Annotated in this window: 27 protein-coding genes and 1 pseudogene; 3 read left to right on the top strand and 25 right to left on the bottom strand. The window is 36.2% G+C overall.

What is annotated here, in order from left to right; all coding sequences use genetic code 11:
* Window positions 1–13 precede the first annotated feature (13 nt).
* The 4 genes from tsf to LA20249_RS03865 form a co-directional block, all read right to left on the bottom strand.
* Window positions 14–889 carry a translation elongation factor Ts gene (tsf, locus tag LA20249_RS03850; RefSeq protein WP_057740193.1) on the bottom strand — a complete coding sequence of 292 codons (876 nt, stop codon included), beginning with the start codon at window positions 887–889 and terminating at the stop codon, window positions 14–16.
* Between the two features lie 65 nt (window positions 890–954).
* On the bottom strand, window positions 955–1761 hold the full coding sequence (gene rpsB / locus LA20249_RS03855; protein ID WP_057740191.1) for a 30S ribosomal protein S2: 807 nt from the start codon (window positions 1759–1761) through the stop codon (window positions 955–957).
* Window positions 1762–1884: 123 nt separating this feature from the next.
* Window positions 1885–2169: a GIY-YIG nuclease family protein gene (locus tag LA20249_RS03860; RefSeq protein WP_057740188.1), complete on the bottom strand. Its 285-nt coding sequence runs from the start codon at window positions 2167–2169 to the stop codon at window positions 1885–1887.
* Window positions 2159–2887 carry a tRNA1(Val) (adenine(37)-N6)-methyltransferase gene (locus LA20249_RS03865; protein WP_057740186.1) on the bottom strand — a complete coding sequence of 243 codons (729 nt, stop codon included), beginning with the start codon at window positions 2885–2887 and terminating at the stop codon, window positions 2159–2161. Before LA20249_RS03865 ends, LA20249_RS03860 begins: the two co-directional genes overlap by 11 nt.
* A 62-nt stretch (window positions 2888–2949) precedes the next feature.
* Between LA20249_RS03865 and LA20249_RS03870 the strand changes: the two genes are divergently transcribed.
* On the top strand, window positions 2950–3579 hold the full coding sequence (locus LA20249_RS03870) for a lysophospholipid acyltransferase family protein (RefSeq protein ID WP_057740184.1): 630 nt from the start codon (window positions 2950–2952) through the stop codon (window positions 3577–3579).
* Between the two features lie 589 nt (window positions 3580–4168).
* Here the strand turns inward: LA20249_RS03870 and LA20249_RS12020 are convergent.
* The 14 genes and pseudogenes from LA20249_RS12020 to LA20249_RS03935 all read right to left on the bottom strand — a co-directional run bounded on the left by LA20249_RS12020 (window position 4169) and on the right by LA20249_RS03935 (window position 16253).
* A complete protein-coding gene (locus tag LA20249_RS12020; RefSeq protein ID WP_371861837.1) occupies window positions 4169–4615 on the bottom strand; it encodes a phosphoribosylglycinamide synthetase C domain-containing protein in 447 nt (148 codons plus the stop codon).
* Window positions 4610–5421 (bottom strand): annotated as a pseudogene (purD, locus tag LA20249_RS12025) (phosphoribosylamine--glycine ligase); the annotation flags it as partial. The gene LA20249_RS12020 and the pseudogene purD, both read right to left, overlap by 6 nt.
* 9 nt (window positions 5422–5430) lie before the next feature.
* The gene (gene purH, locus LA20249_RS03880; protein ID WP_186809198.1) at window positions 5431–6972 is read right to left on the bottom strand and encodes a bifunctional phosphoribosylaminoimidazolecarboxamide formyltransferase/IMP cyclohydrolase; all 1542 of its coding nucleotides are present in this window, start codon (window positions 6970–6972) and stop codon (window positions 5431–5433) included.
* The gene (gene purN / locus LA20249_RS03885) at window positions 6953–7552 is read right to left on the bottom strand and encodes a phosphoribosylglycinamide formyltransferase (protein ID WP_057740180.1); all 600 of its coding nucleotides are present in this window, start codon (window positions 7550–7552) and stop codon (window positions 6953–6955) included. The genes purH and purN overlap by 20 nt, the downstream gene beginning before the upstream one ends.
* Window positions 7549–8568 (bottom strand): phosphoribosylformylglycinamidine cyclo-ligase, encoded by a 1020-nt coding sequence (gene purM / locus LA20249_RS03890; protein ID WP_057740178.1) that lies wholly within the window; start codon window positions 8566–8568, stop codon window positions 7549–7551. The genes purN and purM overlap by 4 nt, the downstream gene beginning before the upstream one ends.
* A gap of 12 nt (window positions 8569–8580) precedes the next feature.
* Window positions 8581–9987, bottom strand: coding sequence for an amidophosphoribosyltransferase (gene purF, locus LA20249_RS03895; protein ID WP_057740176.1), 1407 nt, complete (start codon window positions 9985–9987; stop codon window positions 8581–8583).
* Entirely contained in the window at window positions 9963–12182 is a 2220-nt protein-coding gene (purL, locus tag LA20249_RS03900; protein ID WP_057740174.1) for a phosphoribosylformylglycinamidine synthase subunit PurL, read from the bottom strand. Before purL ends, purF begins: the two co-directional genes overlap by 25 nt.
* Entirely contained in the window at window positions 12182–12856 is a 675-nt protein-coding gene (gene purQ, locus LA20249_RS03905) for a phosphoribosylformylglycinamidine synthase subunit PurQ (protein ID WP_057740172.1), read from the bottom strand. The genes purL and purQ overlap by 1 nt, the downstream gene beginning before the upstream one ends.
* Window positions 12857–13102, bottom strand: a complete 246-nt coding sequence (gene purS / locus LA20249_RS03910) for a phosphoribosylformylglycinamidine synthase subunit PurS (protein WP_057740170.1) — start codon at window positions 13100–13102, stop codon at window positions 12857–12859.
* A 9-nt stretch (window positions 13103–13111) separates the two neighbouring features.
* Complete coding sequence (purC, locus tag LA20249_RS03915; protein ID WP_057740167.1) at window positions 13112–13819, bottom strand: phosphoribosylaminoimidazolesuccinocarboxamide synthase; 708 nt, start codon at window positions 13817–13819, stop codon at window positions 13112–13114.
* A gap of 3 nt (window positions 13820–13822) precedes the next feature.
* Window positions 13823–14953, bottom strand: a complete 1131-nt coding sequence (gene purK / locus LA20249_RS03920) for a 5-(carboxyamino)imidazole ribonucleotide synthase (protein ID WP_057740165.1) — start codon at window positions 14951–14953, stop codon at window positions 13823–13825.
* Window positions 14946–15431 (bottom strand): 5-(carboxyamino)imidazole ribonucleotide mutase, encoded by a 486-nt coding sequence (purE, locus tag LA20249_RS03925; protein ID WP_057740163.1) that lies wholly within the window; start codon window positions 15429–15431, stop codon window positions 14946–14948. The genes purK and purE overlap by 8 nt, the downstream gene beginning before the upstream one ends.
* Window positions 15432–15729: 298 nt before the next feature.
* A complete protein-coding gene (locus LA20249_RS03930) occupies window positions 15730–15948 on the bottom strand; it encodes a YneF family protein (RefSeq protein WP_056951281.1) in 219 nt (72 codons plus the stop codon).
* A 62-nt stretch (window positions 15949–16010) separates the two neighbouring features.
* Entirely contained in the window at window positions 16011–16253 is a 243-nt protein-coding gene (locus LA20249_RS03935) for a DUF896 domain-containing protein (protein WP_057740161.1), read from the bottom strand.
* A gap of 95 nt (window positions 16254–16348) precedes the next feature.
* Between LA20249_RS03935 and lexA the strand changes: the two genes are divergently transcribed.
* Entirely contained in the window at window positions 16349–16972 is a 624-nt protein-coding gene (gene lexA / locus LA20249_RS03940; RefSeq protein WP_057740159.1) for a transcriptional repressor LexA, read from the top strand.
* 52 nt (window positions 16973–17024) lie between these two features.
* Entirely contained in the window at window positions 17025–17642 is a 618-nt protein-coding gene (locus LA20249_RS03945; RefSeq protein ID WP_057740157.1) for a histidine phosphatase family protein, read from the top strand.
* A gap of 61 nt (window positions 17643–17703) precedes the next feature.
* On the opposite strand, the gene rplS is transcribed toward LA20249_RS03945, so the two are convergent.
* The 7 genes from rplS to ftsY form a co-directional block, all read right to left on the bottom strand.
* A complete protein-coding gene (rplS, locus tag LA20249_RS03950) occupies window positions 17704–18054 on the bottom strand; it encodes a 50S ribosomal protein L19 (RefSeq protein ID WP_057740155.1) in 351 nt (116 codons plus the stop codon).
* 112 nt (window positions 18055–18166) lie between these two features.
* Window positions 18167–18895 (bottom strand): tRNA (guanosine(37)-N1)-methyltransferase TrmD, encoded by a 729-nt coding sequence (gene trmD / locus LA20249_RS03955; protein ID WP_057740153.1) that lies wholly within the window; start codon window positions 18893–18895, stop codon window positions 18167–18169.
* Complete coding sequence (gene rimM / locus LA20249_RS03960; protein WP_057740151.1) at window positions 18895–19410, bottom strand: ribosome maturation factor RimM; 516 nt, start codon at window positions 19408–19410, stop codon at window positions 18895–18897. The genes trmD and rimM overlap by 1 nt, the downstream gene beginning before the upstream one ends.
* A 67-nt stretch (window positions 19411–19477) precedes the next feature.
* Window positions 19478–19750 carry a 30S ribosomal protein S16 gene (rpsP, locus tag LA20249_RS03965; RefSeq protein WP_057740148.1) on the bottom strand — a complete coding sequence of 91 codons (273 nt, stop codon included), beginning with the start codon at window positions 19748–19750 and terminating at the stop codon, window positions 19478–19480.
* Window positions 19751–19840: 90 nt separating this feature from the next.
* Window positions 19841–21277: a signal recognition particle protein gene (gene ffh, locus LA20249_RS03970; protein ID WP_057740146.1), complete on the bottom strand. Its 1437-nt coding sequence runs from the start codon at window positions 21275–21277 to the stop codon at window positions 19841–19843.
* A gap of 12 nt (window positions 21278–21289) precedes the next feature.
* Entirely contained in the window at window positions 21290–21631 is a 342-nt protein-coding gene (gene ylxM, locus LA20249_RS03975) for a YlxM family DNA-binding protein (RefSeq protein ID WP_057740144.1), read from the bottom strand.
* Window positions 21632–23098: a signal recognition particle-docking protein FtsY gene (ftsY, locus tag LA20249_RS03980; RefSeq protein WP_057740143.1), complete on the bottom strand. Its 1467-nt coding sequence runs from the start codon at window positions 23096–23098 to the stop codon at window positions 21632–21634. It abuts the gene before it with no gap.
* Between the last annotated feature and the right edge of the window lie 7 nt (window positions 23099–23105).

Below are 23105 nucleotides of genomic sequence, written 5' to 3' on the forward strand. Positions count from 1 at the left end.
AATTAATAATTAATTACTTCATTTGATTCTTAACTTCTTCAGCAAAATCTTCTTGTTTCTTTTCGATTCCTTCGCCAACTTCGTAACGAACAAATGAAACTAATTTTGAATTCTTTGATTCAACAAATTGTTGAACAGTCATATCTGAATCCTTAACAAATTCTTGGTCAGCCAAACTAATCTCTGACAAGTACTTGTTTACACGGCCTTCAACGATTCTTGGAATAATCTTTTCAGGTTTACCTTCAGCCTTTGTTTCTTCAGTGAAGATAGCTTTTTCATGTTCCAAACGATCAGCAGGAACTTGATCACGATCCATGTATTCTGGATTGATAGCTGCAACGTGCATAGCAACGTCTTTAGCAGCATCTTCGTCCTTACCCTCAAGTGTAACAATGGCACCAATAAGGCCACCATTGTGTAGGTATGAACCAAATACTTGTGAGTCTGTCTTATCAAGAACTTGGAAACGTCTCAATGAAATCTTTTCACCGATAACAGCTGTTAAGCCTGTGATGGCATCGTTAACTGTTTGGTCGCCAATTTTAAGTGCCAAAGCTTCATCCATGTCTTTTGGTTCATTAGTAACAATTACTTTACCAATTTCGTTTACAAGATTGATAAATTTGTCATTTGATGAAACAAAATCTGTTTCTGAGTTAACTTCGATAATAGCAGCTTTATTACCTGAGATTTCAATATGTGCTAAACCTTCAGCAGCAATGTTGCCACTCTTCTTAGCGGCTTTAGCAATACCTTTTTCGCGAAGTTTGTCGATAGCCTCTTGCATATTACCGTCAGCAGCAACCAATGCCTTCTTAGCATCCATCATACCAACGCTTGTCTTATCACGTAATTCTTTAACTTGAGCAGCAGTAATTTTAGCCATTAGTAATCCTCCAGTCGTATAAATAAAGCCATCTTACTCAGATGACTCTATATTTACGCTTATTATTATTTGTTATCTTCGTTATTGTTTTTAGCTTCTGCTAAATCTTCGATTGATTTTGCATCAGCAGCGTCTGAATTTTCGTCTTTTTTGTCATCCTTAGCGAAATCTGCGTCTGTAACAGCTTCTTCACCTTGTTTACCTTCAACGATAGCATCAGCCATCTTAGATGTAATTAATCTAACGGCACGAATAGCATCATCATTTGAAGGAATGATAACATCAATAGGATCTGGATCTGTATTTGTATCAACCATAGCTACGATAGGAATGTTAAGTTTCTTAGCTTCGTTAACAGCAATGTTTTCCTTATGAGGGTCAACAATGAACATAACATCAGGGATTCTTGGCATATCTTCGATACCACCAAGGAATTTCTCCAACTTAGCTTGTTGCTTTTCAAGTAAAGCAACTTCTTTCTTAGGTAGACGATCAAAAGTACCATCTTGTGACATAGCTTTGATATCTTTTAATCTCTTGATACGTTTTTGGATTGTATTCCAGTTTGTCAAAGTACCACCTAACCAACGATGGTTAACATAGTATTGACCAGCACGTGTTGCTTCTTCAGCAATAGAATCTTGTGCTTGTTTCTTTGTACCAACGAATAGGAAAATACCATCATCACCGGCAACGGCCTTCATATAGTTGTATGCATCGTCGATCATGCGTACTGTTTTTTGTAAATCAATGATGTAAATACCATTTCTTTGTGTAAAGATAAATGGCTTCATCTTAGGGTTCCATCTTCTTGTTTGGTGACCGAAATGTACACCGGCTTCAAGAAGTTGTTTCATAGAAATAACTGACATAAAAAGTTCCTCCTGGTTTTTACCTCCACCTAAGTCATGTCTAGTTGAAACACATCTGTGCACCAACAACTAAATCGTTAAGTGTGTGTATTCAATACAGCTAAATATTATAAGGGAATATTATTATGAAATCAAGTAGTCACGCCAATTTATTCCATTACTTTTTAATAAGTTTTCTTTTTGAAGCCGTGATAGCTTTTTAATAGCAATTTCCCGTTTCAAAGCTTGCGACTTATTTTCTAATTCTTCGGTATACATTAATTTAACTGGCCGTCTAGTCTTAGTGTACTTGGCACCTTTACCGGCATTGTGAGTTGCAACCCTCTTTTTTACATTGTTACTTGTGCCAGTGTAAAAAGTTTTATCGTTGCATAATAATATATAAACGTAATATTTACTAGTTTCCATTAATTATCTGATTAGCCTCTTTAGTCAAATGATGCTTTTCATCATAAATTATTAAATCTGGTTCAACTCTTAGGGATGCTTCTTTAACCGTTTTAATAACATCTAATAAAACAAAATTAGCATCTTTTTGTGTACTAGTTCTAACGAAACGTATACGCTTTGGCTGCAATCGTTGCTGCAACATTAAAGAAAGTAGTTCACTTAAACGCTCTGGTCGATAAACTAAATACGCATGAGAATTTTCTTTTAATAAAACCTTAATTGAATATAAAATATCTTCTAAATTGGCTTTTAATTCATGACGGGCAATTGCCAACACTGGATTCTCCTTTAAAGGAGTCTGGTCAGATACTTTGAAATACGGTGGATTGCAAACAAGCATGTCGACTGTATCATGATCAATATGCTTTTGAACATTCTTCAAATCATCATTTATTAGATGTACTTGTTGCTCCAAATTATTATCAACAATACTCTTTTGAGATAACTCAGCTAGTTTCTTTTGAATTTCAACTAAATATATTTGCGCTTTAGTTTTAGAAGCCAATGACAATCCAATGGCTCCATTTCCCGAACATAAATCGACTATTTTTCCTTTTTTTACTGTTTTAGCAAAATTATAAAGTAAAATAGTATCAAGGTTGAATGAATAAAGCTTTTTATCTTGATTAATGATTATTCCACTATGCGAAATAATATCTTGAGAATAAATCGACATGTTGCACCTACTTTATGGTATTTTAAATAAGTTAAGATTATTTTAGGGAGAATGATAATTCTATGTTTTATAAATTTATCCGTGTAATAGCGAGAGGCATTGTTTTTATTTTAAATGGCCGTTATAAAGTCGTGGGTAAAGAAAATCTACCTGACAAGCCTTTTATCTTAGTAGCACCGCACCGTACTTGGTGGGAACCAATTTTCTTTGCATTAGTAATTTCCCCACGTGAAGCTACTTTTATGGCTAAAAAAGAACTTTTTAAGAATCCTATTTTAAGATTCATTCTTGTGCACGCACACGCTTTTCCTGTTGATCGTGCTCATCCAGGACCCTCAGTAATAAAAACACCAGTTAAAGCTTTGAAAAAAGAAGACAAGGTTTTAATTATGTTTCCATCAGGAACTCGTTACTCCGAACAACTAAAAGGTGGAGCTTCACTGATTGCCAAACTTTCAAAAGCCCCACTAGTTCCCTTTGTTTATCAAGGGCCCTTATCTTTTAGCGATTTAATGAAACATAAACAGATCACCATTGGTGTAGGACCTGAGATTGACTTTGACTTCAAGGCTAAACTTGACGAAAAACAAACTAAGCAAATCAACGATGATATGGAAAAAGCTTGGGATAAAATTGATGATGAAATTGATCCATCTTTTGAATATATCCCACCTAAGAAAAAAAACAAGTAATTATATAAAAATGGACATGAATTACTACTTCTATATATGTTAGGCTACCACAGCCAAATATATAAAAGTGTATTCATGTCCATATTTTTATGGTTTTTAAAATGAATCTTATCAAGGAATAGCCTTTTTACAGCTTGACAGGATTATAAGAAAGAAGTTTGAATCATCCCCATTATATAGGGAGCACGCCACCTGAATAGCACTATCTTGTCGATTAACGGAATCATCCCTATACACATAGGGAAACACGCAACTAGGGAACGTCATAGACATCTGTGGCGAGAATCATCCCTATATACATAGGGAACACCCGGAGAACGTCATGGAAAAGATTTACCCCATAGAATCATCCCTATATACATAGGGAGCACACTAAGAAAAGACTGATATATCAACATTCTAAAATTAGAATATCACTTATTTTTATCAACTTGAAAAATATAACTATCAGTTTCTTAAAGAATAACCTCTCTTTTTATTCTAAGCAACTGTATTTTCAAGATTTTAACAATCGACAAAAAGGTAGAAGCAATATTTCAAAGGTAGAAGCAATATTTCAAATGAAATTTCACTTCTACCTTTTTATTTATTAAATGGAATTCTTACCAATATCACGTCGATAAAAAATATTTGCCTGATCCATTTTTTGAAGTTCTCGATAAACTTTTTTCTGAGCTTCTTCAACTGATTTAGCTTGTGCCTGCATCAAATATAAACGTCCACCATGACTAAACAATTGCTCTTGCTCTCGTTTTACGGCCGCATAATTGATTGCTAATGGGCATTTCTTGAAACTGTCCCTATCTCCTAAAGAACCAAATACGGGTTTTGTAGGATAACCCTTACTGACAGCGAAGACTCCTAAATTTAAACCTTTTTGTTGCCACTTTATCGACTCAAGCTTTTTATGATTTAGGATGGAAAAAATTATTTCAGACAAATCAGACTCTAAGCGTGGTAAAACTACTTCTGTTTCGGGATCACCGAATCGAGCGTTAAATTCGATAACTTTGATTCCTTTTTTTGTCTTTATCAAACCGGCATAAATTATACCTGTATATTTGATGCCTTGTTGATATAATTCACTGACAAAGGGTTTTAAAACTGTCTCAATAGCTGTCTGCTCAAGTTCTTTAGAAATATTCATTACCGGACAAACAGCTCCCATGCCGCCTGTATTAGGCCCTTTATCTCATCAAGTATCTTCTTATAATCTTGAGCTAGTGGCATTGGATAGAATCGCTTGTGATCTACAAAAGCCATCAGCGAAAATTCTTCACCCTCCAGAAACTCTTCAATCACAATCTTTTGAGTATTAAACTTATGACCTTCTAACAAATCGGACACAACAACCTTGGCATCAGCTAAATTCTCTGCAATGTAGACGCCTTTACCAGCTGCTAGTCCGTCTGCTTTGATCACGATTGGAAATTCTTGATCTTTTAAAAAGTCGAGTGCTTTAGTTAACTCGTTAAATTCACAATATCGGGCTGTTGGGATTTCTGCTGCTGCCATAATCTTTTTAGTAAAAGTCTTTGACCCTTCAACCTGAGCAGCTTTTTTATTTGGTCCAAAAATTTTCAGCTTTTTGGATTTAAAGAAGTCAACGATACCATTTACCAAGGGTTCTTCTGGTCCAACAATCGTAAAATCAATATTGTTCGTTTGAGTAAACTTGGCTAAATGTTCAAAGTCATTTTCATCAATAGCAATCGTTTTAATTTTAGAAAATTTCATCCCGTCGTTACCCGGAGCGCAAAAGACAACATTATCAACATTTTTCATCAATGACTTACATATAGCGTCCTCTCGGGCTCCTGAACCAATAACAAGTATTTTCATTTTTCACCTCTAATGTTTGAAATGTCTTCTGCCAGTGAAGACCATTGCAATACCAAACTTATCAGCCATATCAATTGAGTCTTGATCTTTGATTGATCCTCCTGGTTGAATAATAGCTGTAATGCCATGTTCAGCTGCGTATTGAACGCAATCATCCATCGGGAAAAAGGCATCTGAAGCCATAATTAGTGGTGCATGCTCATCAGCTAATTCTTCTTGTTCAATGGCAATCTTAACTGAGCCAATTCGATTCATCTGACCAGCACCAACGCCTAAAGTCTTATCCGTTGTAGTGATAACGATTGCATTACTCTTAACGTGCTTAACCACTTGTTGACCAAAGAGCAAAGCCTTCATTTCTTCTTTTGTAGGAGCTTTTTTAGTTACGACTTTAAATTCATCAATCTTATCAACTGTCGTATCACGTTCTTGAACTAAAAGTCCTCCCATAACTGAAACATATTCATGCTTATCAGCTTCCTGGGCCTTTGAAAAATCAAGTGTCATCAAACGAATATTTTTCTTAGCTTCTAGAATTTCTAAAGCCTCGGCAGTAAAACTTGGAGCGATTACGATTTCTAAGAAAATCTTGTGCATTTCTTCAGCAATTTCTTTAGTTACTTCGCGATTAACCGCTACAATACCACCAAAAATTGACATAGTATCGGCTGTATAAGCTTTACGCCAAGCTTGATAAATTGATTCATCATCGACACCAATACCACAAGGATTCATATGCTTCAAAGCAGCGACACAAGGTTTGTCAAAGTCGGCGACAATTCTTAAAGCAGCGTCGGCGTCTTTAATATTATTGAAGGACAATTCCTTACCATGCAATTGTTTAGCAGAAGCAATTGAATAATCAGATGGCATAGCACTCTGATAAAAGGCAGCCTTTTGATGAGAATTTTCGCCATATCTCAATTCTTGATGGAAATCATAACCAAGCACTTCAACATCGGGGAACTCTTCGCCATTCAAATCTGATAAGTAGTGAGCAATAATACTGTCATATTCAGCGGTGTGTCTAAAAGCTTTGGCAGCTAATTTTTGTCTCAAAGCTAAATCGTCAGAATTGTTTTCAATACTATTTAAAACGGTTTGATAATCATTATTATCAATTACTACATAGACACTCTTGAAATTCTTTGAGGCAGAACGGATCATAGAAGGTCCACCGATATCAATTTGTTCAATAGCTTGTTCTGGAGTGACATTTTCTTTGGAGATGGTCTCTTTAAAGGGATACAAATTAACACAAACTAAATCAATCATCTGAATGTTCAATTTTTCCAACGTCTTCATATGTTCTGCATTGTCACGTTTAGCTAAAAGTCCTGCATGAACCATAGGATGAAGTGTCTTTACTCGACCGTCAAGAATTTCTGGAAACTTAGTTATTTCATCTATTTCAATAACCTTAACATCATTTTCTTGTAATTTTTTATAAGTACCACCAGTTGAGACGATCTCAAAGCCATTATTGATCAATCCTTTGGCAAACTCTACGACGCCTGTTTTATCAGAAACACTAATTAATGCTCTTTTCATTATTAACTACCCCATTATTTTTTATTAATAAATCACGAACTACAGCGCGATACATTTGATGCTCAGTTTGATGAATCCGACTTTCCAATCTAGTTTCTGTATCATCTTGTAATCTGACAACTTTAGATTGCTTGATAATAGGCCCTGTATCGACCCCTTCATCAATATAGTGAATTGTGACGCCTGTTACTGGTTCATTGGCTAAAAAAGCTCGATGGATTGCCTCTAATCCAGAATATTTAGGTAACAGCGACGGATGAATATTGATTATCCGATTAGGATAATTGCTTAATAAAGTTTTTGTGACAACTCGCATATAACCAGCCAACAAAATATATTCCACTTCTAATGGCTTCAACTTTTCTACAATGGCCTTTTCATATTCACTACGGTTGTTATAATCAGACAATTTATTAACAAACGTTTTAATATGATGGTTCTTGGCTCTTTGCAAAACTTGAGCTTGTGGTTGATCACAAACCAGGATCTCTATTTCCAAACCTAATTTCTTTAATTCTTCTGAACTAGCGATACTTTCAAAATTACTACCATTACCTGAAGCAAAGATGGCTACTTTCATAGCTTCTCTCCTTTCAAGATCAAACTATCAGTCTTTCTTTTAACAACTGAACCTATCGTATAAGCCAGGGTTTCAGATTGATTTAATTGATTCAAAACTTCAATTTCATTCTTCGGGTCAACTGCTAAAACGATACCTAATCCCATATTGAAAATATGATACATATCAGATAATTGTAATTGCCCATACTTTTGTAACGCCTGGAATATTGGCAATTCTGGCCAAATATCAACATTGATCTCAGCGCCAAGATCATCAGGCAAGATACGAGGAACATTCTCATAAAAACCCCCGCCAGTAATATGAGCAATTCCCTTAACTAATCTCTGCTTTAACAAAGGCACCAATTCTTGGGTATAAATCTTAGTTGGCTCTAATAGAATGTCTCCTAGTTTTTGGTTAGGAAACTCTGGTAAACGTGTTTCAACATTAAAATCATGTTCCTGAAAGAATATTTTGCGAACTAACGAATAACCATTGGAATGAATGCCACTAGAAGTAATCCCAATTAGAACATCCCCTAATTCAACTCTTTTTTTAGTTAATAGCTCATCTTTTTCACAGATCCCGACCGCAAAGCCAGCAATATCGTAATCATTTTCCCCATAAACTCCAGGCATTTCAGCAGTTTCTCCACCAATCAAAGCGGCATCAGCTTGCTTGCAGCCAGCAATCACGCCTTTTAGAATCATTTCGACTTTTTGATTTACTTTGCCAGTTGAAATGTAATCAAGAAAATACTGAGGAATTGCCCCTTGAGCTAAAATATCGTTAACACACATAGCGACACAATCGATCCCAATCGTATCCCATTTTCTTAATTCATTAGTTAAGAGTAATTTAGTTCCCACACCATCATCACTAGAAACTAATACGGGGTGTTTAAACCCCATTGGAATCTCATAAACGCCGCCAAAATTACCAATACTCTTGCTGTGAGTATTTTGTTTCACAAATTTAGAAATCTTATATCCTGACTCAACATTAACGCCCGCATCCTGATAGGGATTTGTCATTTTGAAAACTCCTTATTTTTTAGACTCATAATCATATAAGTAAGTTGGATAGTCGCCATTAAAATATGACATATCTAATCCAGAGTATGGAGCATCTGCTTTTAATCCAATCGCTGAGATCAAACCTTTTTCACTCAAAAATTGTAAAGAATCCGAGCCAAAAATTTGATTCATTTCTTCAACACTTTTATGAGCTGCGATCAGTTCACTCTTTTCTTGAATATCAATACCGTAAAAACAGGGATGCATGAATCTTGGCGAAGCAATTCTTAAGTGTACTTCTAATGCCCCGGCCTCTTTTAACATTTGAACGATATATGCACAAGTTGTCCCTCGAACAATTGAGTCATCGACTAAAATGACTCTTTTTCCCGATACGACACCTTTTACCGCTGCTAATTTTTGACGGACACTCTTTTCTCGCAATTCCTGTGTTGGCTGAATGAATTCTCGACCCATGTACTGGTTTTTAATCAATCCCATTTCATAGGGCAAGCCACTGGCTTCAGCATAGCCACTAGCAGCTGACAAAGAAGAATTGGGAACTCCGACCACAATATCTCCTGGCGCAGGGAATTCTTTGGCTAAAATGGCTCCCATACGTTTTCTAGCGGAATGTACGTTGATTCCTAAAATATTTGAATCAGGACGAGCAAAGTAAACATATTCCATCGAACAAATTGCCAATTGTGTTTTTGTCGTCCAATGATCGATTTTTACACCTTTATCATTAATTGTGATCAATTCACCAGGTTTTACATCCCGATAAAAAGTTGCTCCAACGGCATCCAAAGCACAAGTTTCACTGGCTACTACATAACCGCCAGTCTTTAATTTTCCAATTGAAACTGGTCGGAAACCATGTGAGTCTAAAGCGACGATCAATTCATTCTTAGTCAAGAGTAAATAGGCAAATCCACCTTGAATCTTGTTCAAAGCTTCAACTATCTGTTCATGAAATGTCGACTTTTGAGATTGTTTGATCAAATGGACTAGAACTTCTGAGTCAGAACTAGATTTAAAAATATGTCCATCTTTTTCTAACTCTTTTTTCAAAGTATCTGCATTAGTGAGGTTACCGTTATGAGCGAGGGCCAATTGACTGTCAGTGAAATCAAATAATAATGGTTGCACATTCTCAATTTTGTTCTCACCAGCCGTCGAATAGCGAACGTGACCAATAGCAGAATTACCAAGCAAACTATTTAAATACTCTGGCTTAGAGAATACCTGGGTCAACAATCCTAAATTACGATAAGCACGTAGCTTTTGACCGTCATTGGCGACAATTCCTGCACCTTCTTGACCGCGGTGTTGAAGACTGTGCAATCCCAAATAGGTTAGATAATTGGCATCTTTAGCACCCCACACTCCAAAGATTCCACATTCTTCATTTAAGCTTTTGACTTCATCAAACATGAAATTGCCCCTTTCCAATTGTTTAGAGCTTCCATTCCGTTAATCGAAACAGAAGTGTCACTTGTCGCGACTTTGAAATCTGTCTCATTTGTTACTTGACCCAACAATTCAAAATCTTGTTGTATTAAATCTTCAAACGCTTGTTTGTTTTCGGGCCTAATGGAAACTAAGAAACGTGATTGAGTCTCTGAAAACATTTGTGCATTAGTCAAACTTGTTTTAATTTCAAAACCTAATTTATTTTCAAAAGCTGATTCTGATAAGGCTACAGCTAGACCACCCTCACTTAAATCGTGGCAACTCGCAACTAAATTTCGAGTAATTGCTTGATGGATCAAATCTTGATGAAGTTTCTCTTTATTCAAATCTAGGGGACTTAAATCTCCTTTTATAGAACCAGTCTGTTGCAATTGAATTTCGGAGCCGTTGTAATCATCAGTAGTTTTACCAACTAGATAAATCAGGTCCGTAGCATTTTTAAAGGCAATAGTCGTTACTTTCTGTAAATCGTCAATCAATCCGACCATCCCAATCATAGGACTAGGATAAATGGCCTCATCGTTGTATTCGTTGTAGAGTGACACATTCCCTGAAATTACGGGAGTATCAATTTCTCGACAAGCACTGGCGATTCCTTCAACGCTCTTATCCAATTCCCAGAAAACTTCTGGATTCTCAGGATTTCCATAGTTCAAGCAATCTGTAATACCGATTGGTTGGCCACCACTGGCAACGATATTTCGAGCTGCTTCCATAACGGCAATTTGACCACCAACGTATGGATTTAAATAAACGTACTTAGAATTACTGTCATTTGTCATTGCAATGGCTTTTTTAGTACCACGAATTCTTATTACGCCTGCATCACTACCTGGAGTTATTAGTGTATTAGCTTTGACTTGTGCATCATAAGTTTGATAAAAATGACGTTTACTTGCGATATTTGGTCGTTGGAGCATTTCTTGCCAAGTATTCTCCAAAGACTCAATTTGTGGTTGGAAATGATAACTCTGATTTTCTTTGATACGTTTTGGTTCTATTTCAGGACGATCATATTCTGGCACGTCTTCGGTCAAACTCTCTACTGGAATATCGGTCACTAATTTCTCATGATGATAAATTTTATATTGTTTATCGGCAGTTACGTGTCCGATCACCACTGCATCTAGTTCAAAATGTTTAAAGAAATCTAAGACTTTAGTTTTAAACTGGGGCTTAATACACAAGACCATCCGTTCTTGTGACTCTGAAAGCATCATTTCATAAGCTGACATTTCAGTTTCACGCTGGGGAACATCATCTAGTTTCAAAACCAGTCCACTGCCAGCTTTTGATGCCATTTCGGCTGTTGAAGAGACTAACCCTGCAGCACCCATGTCTTGAATTCCTAAAACCCATTCTGGATGTTGTTCAATGATTTCTACACAAGCATCCATCAATAGTTTTTCAATAAAGGGATTTCCAACTTGTACTGCTGAACGTTGTTTGTTTTTAGTATCAGTGAATTCATCTGAAGCAAATGTGGCTCCATGAATCCCATCGCGACCAGTTTTAGCTCCAACATAAACGATCAGATTTCCTTCGCCACTAGCTGTTCCATGTTTGAAATCAGTCTTATTCAAAAGTCCAACACACATAGCATTAACGAGAGGGTTATTTTCATAACATTTTTCAAAAGAAATTTCTCCACCAACTGTTGGCAATCCAATACAATTTCCATAACCGCCAATTCCTGCCACAACTTCATCAACTAAATGTTTAGTTTTACCATTGTCCAATGGTCCAAATTTCAAACTGTTTAATAGGGCAATCGGTTCTGCACCCATAGAAAAAATATCTCTAATGATACCTCCAACACCTGTAGCTGCTCCTTGATAAGGTTCAACCGCTGAAGGATGATTGTGACTTTCAGCTTTAAAGACTACCGCTTGACCATCGCCAATGTCTAAAATACCAGCGTCCTCGCCAGGACCAGCTAATACTCGATCACTCTTGTTAGGCATCTTTCTCAAAACTTTTTTAGAATTCTTATATGAACAGTGTTCACTCCACATAACGGAGTACAATCCTGTTTCTGTATAATTGGGTAACCGATTTAGAATTTTCTCACAAATCAACTGGTATTCTGTATCACTCAAACCCCATTTTTGATACAGTTTGGAATCTTTAATTTCTTTTGCAGTAGGTTCAATTATTAATTATTCACCCTTACCTGATAATTGATTATTGATTGGAACAATTTGAGTCCATCATCGGAACCCAAAATCTGTTCCATAGCCCTTTCTGGATGTGGCATCATTCCCAGAACATTTTTACGTTTGTTGGTTACTCCGGCAATCTGTTGCACGCTTCCGTTAATATTCTTGTCATATCTAAAAACAATCTGTTCATTTTCTTGTAAACTCTTCAAAGTTTTTTCATCACAGAAATATCTACCTTCTCCGTGAGCAACAGGAATTTGCAGGCGTTGATCTTTTTCATATTGATTGGTAAAGGCTGTCCGGTTATTTTCAACTATTAAAGTCGTCGTTTCACAGATAAAACGACTTTTTTCATTTTGAATTAAGGCACCGGGCAATAAATGCAATTCTGTTAAAATTTGAAAACCATTACAGATACCCAACACGATTTTTCCTTCATTAGCAAAACGGATAATTTCCGAAATAATTGGTGCATGGACAGCAATAGCTCCACTACGCAAATAATCTCCATATGAAAAGCCACCCGGAATCAAGACACCATCGAAACCATTCAGACTTTTCTGTCGGTAATCAACTAATTCAGCTTCTTCATTAATACCATCTTTAATTGCATAATAGAGATCCATATCACAGTTGGAACCAGGAAAATTCACTACTGCAAACTTCATCTATTTTTCCTCCACAATTTCATAACGATAAGTTTCGATATTAGGATTAGTCAGTAATTCATCGCAAATTGCATCGACATCTTGATCCAATTGAGAGTAATCATCAAAACGTAATTCAAAGTACTTACCCATAGAAACTTGCGAAACGTGATCATATCCCATGGTTTGAATAGCTGATTTAATTGCTTCCCCTTGAGCATCCAGAACTGAGGTTTTCAGTGTCACATAAACTTTTACTAATTTCATCATTTTCTCCTATCGCATTGCTAATCGTTTTAGAACTTCTAAATAAGTTTTTACTAAGTCACCTTCATGCTTACGAAAAACATCTTTATCCATTGAATCGTGGCTTTTCTTATCCCAAAGACGACAATTATCTGGAGAAAATTCATCCACCAAAATGATTTTTCCATTTACTTTTCCAAATTCTAATTTGAAGTCGACTAAGTCAAATCCACTTTTGGAGAAGAATGGTACTAATAATTGATTTATTTTCAGAGTCATTTGCTTAATGAAGGCGATTTCTTCATCGTTAGCAATTCGTAAGGCTTTAACTTGGGAATCATTAATGAAAGGATCGTCTAAAGCATCGCTTTTATAATAAAATTCGATAATGGGATCACTTAAACGCAGACCACTTTCAACTTGAAATTTTTTAACTAAACTTCCCGAAGTAATATTTCGTAAAACGACTTCTAGTGGGAAAACTTCACTACTCTTCACCAATTGTTCGTGATCTGATAAATTCTTGATCAGATGTGTTTCAATTCCATTCTTGATCAAATAATCGAATACTAAGGCTGAAATCTGACAATCTAATACACCTTTACCAGGTAATTCTTCTTTTTTCTTACCATTAAAGGCCGTTGCTTGATCTTTATAGACCATCAATAATTCGTCATCATTTTCTGTTTGATAAACGTTCTTAGCTTTGCCTTCATAAAGCAATTTATTTTCTGCCATGACCTACACATCCCAAATTAAATTTTTGTCAATTGCTTGTTTCTCTTGTTCAATCTTTTCAGTCAAAATAGTGATATGTCCCATTTTGCGATTATTCTTTATTTCAGCTTTACCATAGTCATGGAAATGCCACCCTGCATGATCAGGCAATTCTTCTTTAGCTTTTAATAAATGTTGACCCAAAAGGTTGACCATCACAGCCGACTTTAATAGTTCAACTTTGGGCATTGCTAAATTACAAACGCCACGAATATGAGCTTCAAATTGTGAAACATTACAAGCTTCAATAGTTAAATGGCCTGAGTTATGCGGTCTTGGAGCAATTTCATTAACAAAAACTTCATCATCGGTTGAAATGAAAAATTCGATGCACATCGTCCCAACTAGTTCTAAATTCTGAGCTAATTTTTCTCCAATCTGATAAATGAGCTGACTAGCCTTGGAACTGATTGCCGCCGGACAATTGCTTAAATGTAAAATATTATCTCGATGAATATTTTCGATCACTGGAAAAACTGAAGTCTGACCTTGACTATTAGCAGAGACGACAACCGAAACTTCTTTTTTCAAATTGATTTTTTTTTCAACAAGACAAGGACCTTGCATCAATAAGTGTTCAATTTCTGCGAAGCAGACATTTTCAGGATCTGTCACTAGAATTTGTCCTTTACCGTCATACCCGCCCGTAATCGTCTTGATAATCACCGGAGCCTGTAATTTTTCAATTGCTCGATGGTATTCAAAAATATTTTTTATAACAACATGGGGAACGGTTCTAAAATCATTTTCTTCAATAAAATTTTTTTCTAAAATTCTGTTTTGGGTAATGCTTAAAGCTTTGGTTCCTTGTGGCACCTGAGTGTACTTTTTAACTTCAGCAATCGTTTCAGCGTCGACATTTTCAAATTCGTAAGTCAATACATCGCAACGCTTAGCTAAGGCAATTAATTTTTCCAAATCATCATAATTGGCAACAATCTGGTCATCTGAAACTTGTGCTGCCGGGCAATTTGCCGTTGGATCTAAAATGATAACCTTATATCCCATCTCTTTAGCTGAAAGAGCCATCATTTGTCCCAATTGCCCTCCGCCAATGATCCCAATTGTAGAACCAGGTAAAATTGCTTTATTCAAGATTTTTCCCACTTTCTAATGATTGATCATGCATAGCTTGCACGTAATCTTCCAATGAAATAGCATATTGACGATTATTCAAAGCACAAATCTTCGTTGCTAGGATAGCAGCGTTCTTAGCTCCAGCTTCACCGATAGAAACTGTTGCGACAGGAACACCCGCTGGCATTTGGACGATTGACAATAAAGAATCCATCCCTTTTAGATACTTAGATGGAACCGGAACGCCAATCACCGGAAGACTAGTAGATGAAGCAATCATACCTGGCAAATGTGCTGCTCCCCCAGCACCTGCCACAATCACTTTAAAACCGTTGTTTTCAGCATTGTTGGCAAAATTTAGCATCTCTTGTGGCATTCGATGTGCTGAAATCACTTTGACTTCATAGCTGACTTGAAGTTCTTTTAAGACGTCTAAAGTATTCTGCATAATTTTCAAATCTGAAATTGAGCCCATAACTACTGCTACATCATTCATTAGTTTTCCACCCTTCTGTTCTTGGTAACCAAATTCTATCAATTTATGAAAATTCTTTCAACACAAAATACGTATTTAATTCTAAAAATGCTAAATATTGTTCGTATATATCGTTTTCAAATGGATATTTTTAAACATTATTAATTTTTATAGCCAATAATAAACGAACTATTTGTTTTTAGAAATTCTAAACTTATATAAATTAATTCCACAAAAATAGGTCCAATAACCCGAAATCGAGTTATTGGACCTATTTTCATTAAATATCTGAGAGTTATTTCAATCTCAAAAGCTTTTCCTACTTCTTCTTTTGTGAAGCTTTCATAGTACTCATTAATTGGTTAAGCTTCTTTTGTGATGGTTTTTGTCCCATTTGGGCCATCATTTGTTTGATCATATCCGCACTAATTGGTGGATTATCTTGGAAGTATTTCTTCATATACCATCTGGCAATAAAGAATCCGCCGACTAATCCGATTAATAAGGCTAAGATACCAACGATTATTGTTGTTCCCATTTATGTTTCACCCTTTCCATACATCTACTAATATTACAAAAAAAAACTACTAATTGAAAGTGTTAATCGTCACGAAGTCCCTTTTTACGTTGAATTTCTCTAACTTTTTCGGGAGTGACCTCATTTCCTTGCTTATCAAAGACACGAGTCATTTCTAGTTGTGATCTAAAACTTGCTCGAAAGTTCTTTAAATATTCTTTTCTAAGCTCAGCTTGCTGATCTTCTTCTTCTTTAGTAATTGTTCCGTCCTTAGCTTTGTGAGCTAGTTCGTTGATTCTTTTTAATAATTTCTCTTGTTCGTTCATAATTTTCAATTCCCCTTATTATATCGAACACTTGTTTGAACTTGCACCTATATTTTGATACAATCTAACTAAGATATTAACAATGAGGTGTTCTAATGTCAAAAGCTGAAGGCTCTAAACAGTCACAAATTTTACAATGTATTTATGATTATTTAGATGAACATGGCTATCCACCAACTGTCAGAGAGATCTGTGAAGCGGTGAATCTATCGTCTACATCGACGGTCCATGGTCACCTATCTCGTCTCGAGAAGAAAGGTTTCATTCAACGCGACCCTACTAAACCTAGGGCAATTGAATTAACTGGTGCCGGTTTGAATTCTATCGGTATCAAATCTAAACAGATCCCTATTTTGGGTGCTGTCGCTGCGGGTCAGCCAATCACAGCTGAACGTAATCCTGATGGTTACTTCCCAATTCCACCTGACCTTAATCGTGAGTCCGGTGAATTATTCATGCTTGAGATTCATGGCGAAAGTATGATTAACTGTGGAATTTATGATGGTGATCACGTTATTGTACATGAGCAAAACTTTGCTAACAATGGCGAAATCGTAATTGCTATGACTGAGGATATTGAGGCTACATGTAAGAGATTCTATCAAGAAAATGGACATTACCGCCTACAACCTGAAAACGATACAATGGACCCAATTATTTTAGATAGTGTCGAAATAATTGGTAAAGTTGTTGGATTATATCGTTCACAAATCTTTTAATTCTAACCACTTACAATTGTGAGTGGCTTTTTTTATCGAAAAGGAGCAACAAATGACTGAATTCTACCTAATTCGCCACGGACAGACCAAGGCAAATGTTCTAAAAATGAAACAAGGCAATATTAATACTGAAATCACATATTTAAATGAACATGGACAAGAGCAGGCCAAAACTTTAAAAGATAAATTTGATATCAGTTTTGCTGATCGAATTATCTGTAGTCCCTTAAAAAGGGCCCAACAGACAGCTGATATTTTAAATTCTTCTACTAATTTGCCAATCACTTATGATAATCGACTAAGAGAAATTTCCTATGGTCAATGGGATGGAAGAAAAAATGCTGATTTAAGAAAGGCTTATCCTGATGCTTATAACGATTACTGGAATGACGCCAAGCCAATCTATTCTAATTATGCCACTGAGGGCGAAAAGTTTACCGACGTAATTAAACGCGTCAATAGTTTTTTACTAGATTCTGTAGCTAAATTCCCTGACGAAAAAATCATTTGTGTTACTCATGGTTTCACAATTAAGGCGGCTGCTTTAGGCATTTTGCAGCCCAAAGATATGATGAGTATTCCCGAACCTAGAAACACTAGTGTGACTAAAATCATCGGCTTATCACCAACTGAATTTTACTTAGAATACTATAATCAACTAGCTAACTAAAAAAAACTCTAATAACAAGTTCAAACTTGTTGTTAGAGTTTTTTAATTATGCTGTATTAAATTAGTCGCGACGGAGTTCTTTAATACGAGCAGCCTTACCTGTACGAGCACGTAGGTAGTAAAGCTTGCTACGACGTACACGACCATGTCTGATAACTTCGATTTGTTCAACACGTGGTGTGTTTAATGGGAATGTTCTTTCAACACCAACACCATTACTCATCTTACGAACAGTGTATGTAGCACTGATACCTGAACCATGTCTCTTGATTACGACACCTTCAAATAATTGAATACGTTCACGGCTACCTTCGACAACCTTAGCATGTACACGAACAGTGTCACCACTACGAAAGTCAGGAATGTCAGAACGTAATTGTTCTTTAGTAATATCTTGAATTAAGTTATTCATTAATAATTTCTCCCTATTCGACACTCTTATATATCTCTGACATACAGCGGAATATCGTTAATATGTGTCCAAACACTCTTACAATGATACTTTATTTGAACGAAATTGTAAACTATCTATTTTGACGAATTTCACGCAAAAGCTTTTTTTCTTCATCAGTCAGTTTAGCTGTTTCTAATAAATCAGGACGACGTTCTAAAGTCTTCTTCAAAGCTTGCGTTAAGCGCCAAAGACGAATCTTTTCATGATCCCCACTAGTTAATACCTCAGGGACCTTTTTACCGCGGAAATCGGCCGGCTTAGTGTATTGAGGGTATTCTAGTAATCCATTAGAGAATGACTCCTCTTCTGCAGAAAATGAATTACCAAGAACTCCAGGCACGAATCGTAAAGTTGCATCAATCATACTCATCGTAGGTAATTCTCCACCCGTTAAGATATAATCTCCAATTGAAACTTCATCAGTCACTAAATCCTTTACCCGCTCATCAAAACCTTCATAATGACCGCAAATAAAAACTAATTGGTCTTCCTTGGCAAAATCACGTGCCATTTTCGTGTTGAAGGTTTTTCCTGCTGGATCTAATAAGACGACTCTTTTTTTGCCCGGCTTTTTTGCTTCAACGTGTTCCATAGCATCATAAATAGGCTGTGCTTGCAACAACATCCCTGCTCCACCGCCGTAGGTTGTGTCATCGACATGATGTTGCTTGTTAGTTGTAAAGTCACGAAAATCAACTACGTCAATATTGACTAATCCACGTTCCTGAGCTTTACCAATCAAAGACTCATTTAGTGCCTGAAACATTCTTGGAAAAATGCTTAAAATTGTAATATCCATTAATCTATCAATCCATCCGGTATTTCAACCTCAACAACTTTTTTGTCGAGATCGACTTTCTTAATAACATCCTTAATATAAGGCAAAAGGACTTCCTTATACTTAGTTCCTTTAACGACCCACACGTCATTTGATCCTAATTCCATGATTTCAGTTATCTGACCAATTTCGCCTAATTCCTTATCCACAACTTTTAATCCAATAATTTGTTTATAAAGAAACTCGCCGTCATTTAACTCCGAAGTAAGCTCGCCTTCGGCAAACAATTCTGACTTAACATACTTTTCAACGTCATTGATATTGTCATAGCCTTTCAACTTTAAAAGCACAAATTGTTTGTGCTTACGGGCTGATTCAACGATGAACTCTTCAGTAGTCTTATTCTTTTTAAAGAATAACTTGGAACCACTTTTAAAACGATCTTCTGGAAAATCTGTAATTGGAACGACTTTTAATTCGCCTTTAATACCATGCGTATTGACAATAGTACCAACTCGATATAATTTTTCAGCCATTTTTCCTCCGCAATAAATAAAATAGGACCGAGACAAAACATAGTTTCGTCTGGTCCCATCAAAATTACTATTTTGTATACTTGCTTTCATGGAACTTTTGCATAATACCATGTTGTTTCAACAAGTGACGAACTGTATCTGAAGGTTGTGCACCTTTGTTTAACCATTCAACGATCTTGTCATCATCAAGTTTGATTTCTTCTGGTTGTGAGATTGGGTTGTAGTAACCAACTTGTTCGATAAAGCGGCCATCACGTGGTGAACGTGAATCTGCAACAACTAATCTATAAAATGGGCGTAACTTACTACCCATACGTTTCATTCTAATTTTAACTGACATGTATTTGTTTCCTCCTAAATACTTAACTTCGTTAGTATACACAAAAAAAAGAGTGCTGTAAAGTTTTTTTCTTTACACCACTTGATTTTTTTACGATTTGAAACGTTTGATTTTCTTTAAGCGTTTCTTTTTACGCTTCTTACTCTTTCTGACCATTGAATGCATAGCCATCTTACCCAAACGTCCTTGCATTCCATTGCCCATCAATTGATCCATTCCAGCCATGTTACCTTTACTCATCTTATTCATCATTTCACGTGACTGCTTAAATTGTTTGATCATTCTGTTAACATACTGCACGCTTTGACCGGAACCCTTTGCAATTCTTCTTCTTCTCGAAGGATTCAACATATCAGGATTTTCACGCTCTTGAGGTGTCATCGAAAAGACGATTGCTTTTAAATGGGCAATATCTTTTTCACCAATATTGATGTTGGCTAATTGAGGATTATTAGCCATACCTGGAATCATCTTCATAATTTCATCTAGTGGACCCATTTTTTGAATCTGGTCCATTTGATCAATAAAATCATTGAAGTCAAAACTATTCTCACGAATTTTTTCTGCAACTTGCTTAGCTTGTTTTTCGTCGTAATCAGTCTGAGCCTTTTCAATCAAGGTCAGCATATCACCCATACCAAGGATTCGGTTGGCCATACGATCTGGATGGAAGACATCTAATTGATCTAACTTCTCACCTTGACCAATGAACTTGATAGGTTTACCGGTAACGGAACGAATTGAAAGAGCAGCACCACCACGGGTATCACCATCCAACTTAGTCAATACCACACCAGTGATATCTAATTGTTGATCAAATCCTTGAGCAACCTTAGCTGCAACTTGACCAGTCATAGAGTCAGCAACGAAAAGAATTTCATTTGGTTCAGCCAACGCTTTGATTTTGGTCAATTCGTCCATCAATTGTTGATCAATTTCCAATCGACCAGCCGTATCAATAATGACATAATCATTTTTATTCTCGTCAGCTACTTTTAAACCATTGCGAACAATATCAACCGGATTGTGTTCAGTACCCTCATCATAAACTGGAACATCTAATTGCTGTCCAATAGTCTTTAATTGTTCAACTGCAGCTGGACGATAAACATCTCCGGCAATAAATAAAGGACGAGCCTTTTCTTTATCTTTCAGATAATTAGCTAGTTTTCCAGCTGTAGTAGTTTTACCAGCACCTTGAAGACCAACCATCATAATGATTGTCGGTATATGTGGTGATTTGTTTAGTGGGACAGCTTCCTGGCCCATTAACTTAGTTAATTCCTCATCAACAATTTTAATAACTTGTTGCGAGGGCGTCAGACTTTCCATAACTTCGGCGCCTAGTGCACGTTCTCTTACTGTTTTAACGAATTTCTTTACAACATCAAAATTAACATCCGCTTCAAGTAAAGCCATACGTACTTCACGCATAACTTTACGGATATCTTCATCAGAAAGCTTTCCTTTACCTTTTAAGGCTGAGAAAACTTTTTGCAAACGTTCGCTTAATCCTTCAAAAGCCATATCCTACTCCTATTATTTTTCATTTATTTTCGAAATTCTTTGAACTAATTTTAATAATTCAGTATCACCAGAATACTTCTTTTCAACTAGTAACTGCAATTTTTCAGCAATATCATCTATTTCAGTCGTTTTCTCAATCAATCCCAATTCTCTTTCAAAAGATTCTAAAAGATTCACTGATCGATGTAAGTTGTCTAAGACCGCCTGTCGTGAAACTTCTAATTGCTCAGAAATTTCGCTCAAGGAAAAATCCTCAACATAGTAAAGGTCTAAATAGCGACTCTGTTTCTTGGTCAACAGTGAATGATAAAAATTGTATAAAAGATTGATCCGTGTCGTCTCATCAATATCCATCTACTTATCAGAAGCCCCAACAATCAACTCTTTGAAGAGTCCATAAATAAATTTCTCAGGATCAAAGTCACGTAAATCATCCATCTGTTCGCCCAAACCAACTAGTTTAACTGGTATGTGCAACTCATTTCGAATGGCTAAGACAATTCCACCTTGGGAACTACCATCCAATTTTGTCAAAACGATTCCTGATACAGCTGTCGTTTCATTAAATTGCTTAGCTTGGCTTAGGGCGTTTTGTCCTGTCGAACCATCTAATACCAAGAGAACTTCTTGTGGTGCTTCTGGTAACTCACGAGTAATGACACGTTTAATCTTTTCAAGCTCACGCATCAAACCCTCTTTATTTTGCAAACGGCCTGCTGTGTCAACTAGTAGAATATCAAAATCTTCATTGATAGCTCTTTGAACAGCGTCATAAACCACTGAGGCTGGATCAGTATGCGCCTTACTTGCTTGAACAGGAACATTAACACGTTTACCCCATTCTTGCAATTGTTCAATGGCTCCCGCTCTAAAAGTATCTCCCGCAGCTAAAAGGACCTTTTTACCTTCTTGTTGATAACGATGAGCCAACTTTCCAATTGTTGTTGTCTTACCAGCACCATTGACTCCAACAAATAGAAATATTGTCGGTGTCTTATCAGTACTGAATTTCAAACTATTATCTTCATCTTTCCCTTCTTCACCGTACATATCAACTAATTTCTTTACAATTACGTTAGAAACGTCAGAACGCTTCTTAGCATTTTCTAATTTTACTTCTTCACGCAATTCATCAGAGATTCGTACAGCCGTTTCATAGCCAACATCAGACTCAATCAACAACTCTTCCAAATCATCGAAAAAGTCTTCATCAACACTTCTAAAGTTTGCCAAAAAGCGATTAAAGCGGGCACTAAATGAATTACGACTCTTCTTTAGACCCTCGTCATATTCTTCAACGTCGTTTTTAGATTCCTCTTTTGAAGTTTCTTTTGGTGTTGTTGGTGCTTTTTCTGGTGTTTCTTCTTGTAGTTTATCATTAGTAGATTCACTAGTTTCAGTAACGGTCTCTTCAGAAGTGTTCTCAGCCTCGTTTGTCTTAACAGATTCTTTTGTTGATTCAATTTCGTCTGGCTTTGTCTCAGAAACAATTTTCTTATCACTTTCAGTTGAATTCAAATCTACTTTTTCGGTTGACGTTACTTCCTTTTCAACCGTCGATTCAACTTTTTGATCATCGCTCGAAGCAGACTCTGCTGATTCTTTAGTCTCTGGTGTGGCTTCTTTTACTTTCTCTTCTGTATCCTCTGTGGTTGGTTTTGGTTCAGTGACTTCTTCTCCTTTATCGGAATCAGTAGAAGTTTTATCAGTTTCAGTACTTTGGTCAGTTTCTTGGGATTTCTTTTCTAATTCTTCGTCTTTTTTAGATTCAGAATTATCTTTCCCAGTAAAAGCCTTTTTAATACGATCAAATAATCCCATAATTAAC

This window comes from Companilactobacillus alimentarius DSM 20249, assembly GCF_002849895.1.
Lineage (GTDB): Bacteria > Bacillota > Bacilli > Lactobacillales > Lactobacillaceae > Companilactobacillus > Companilactobacillus alimentarius.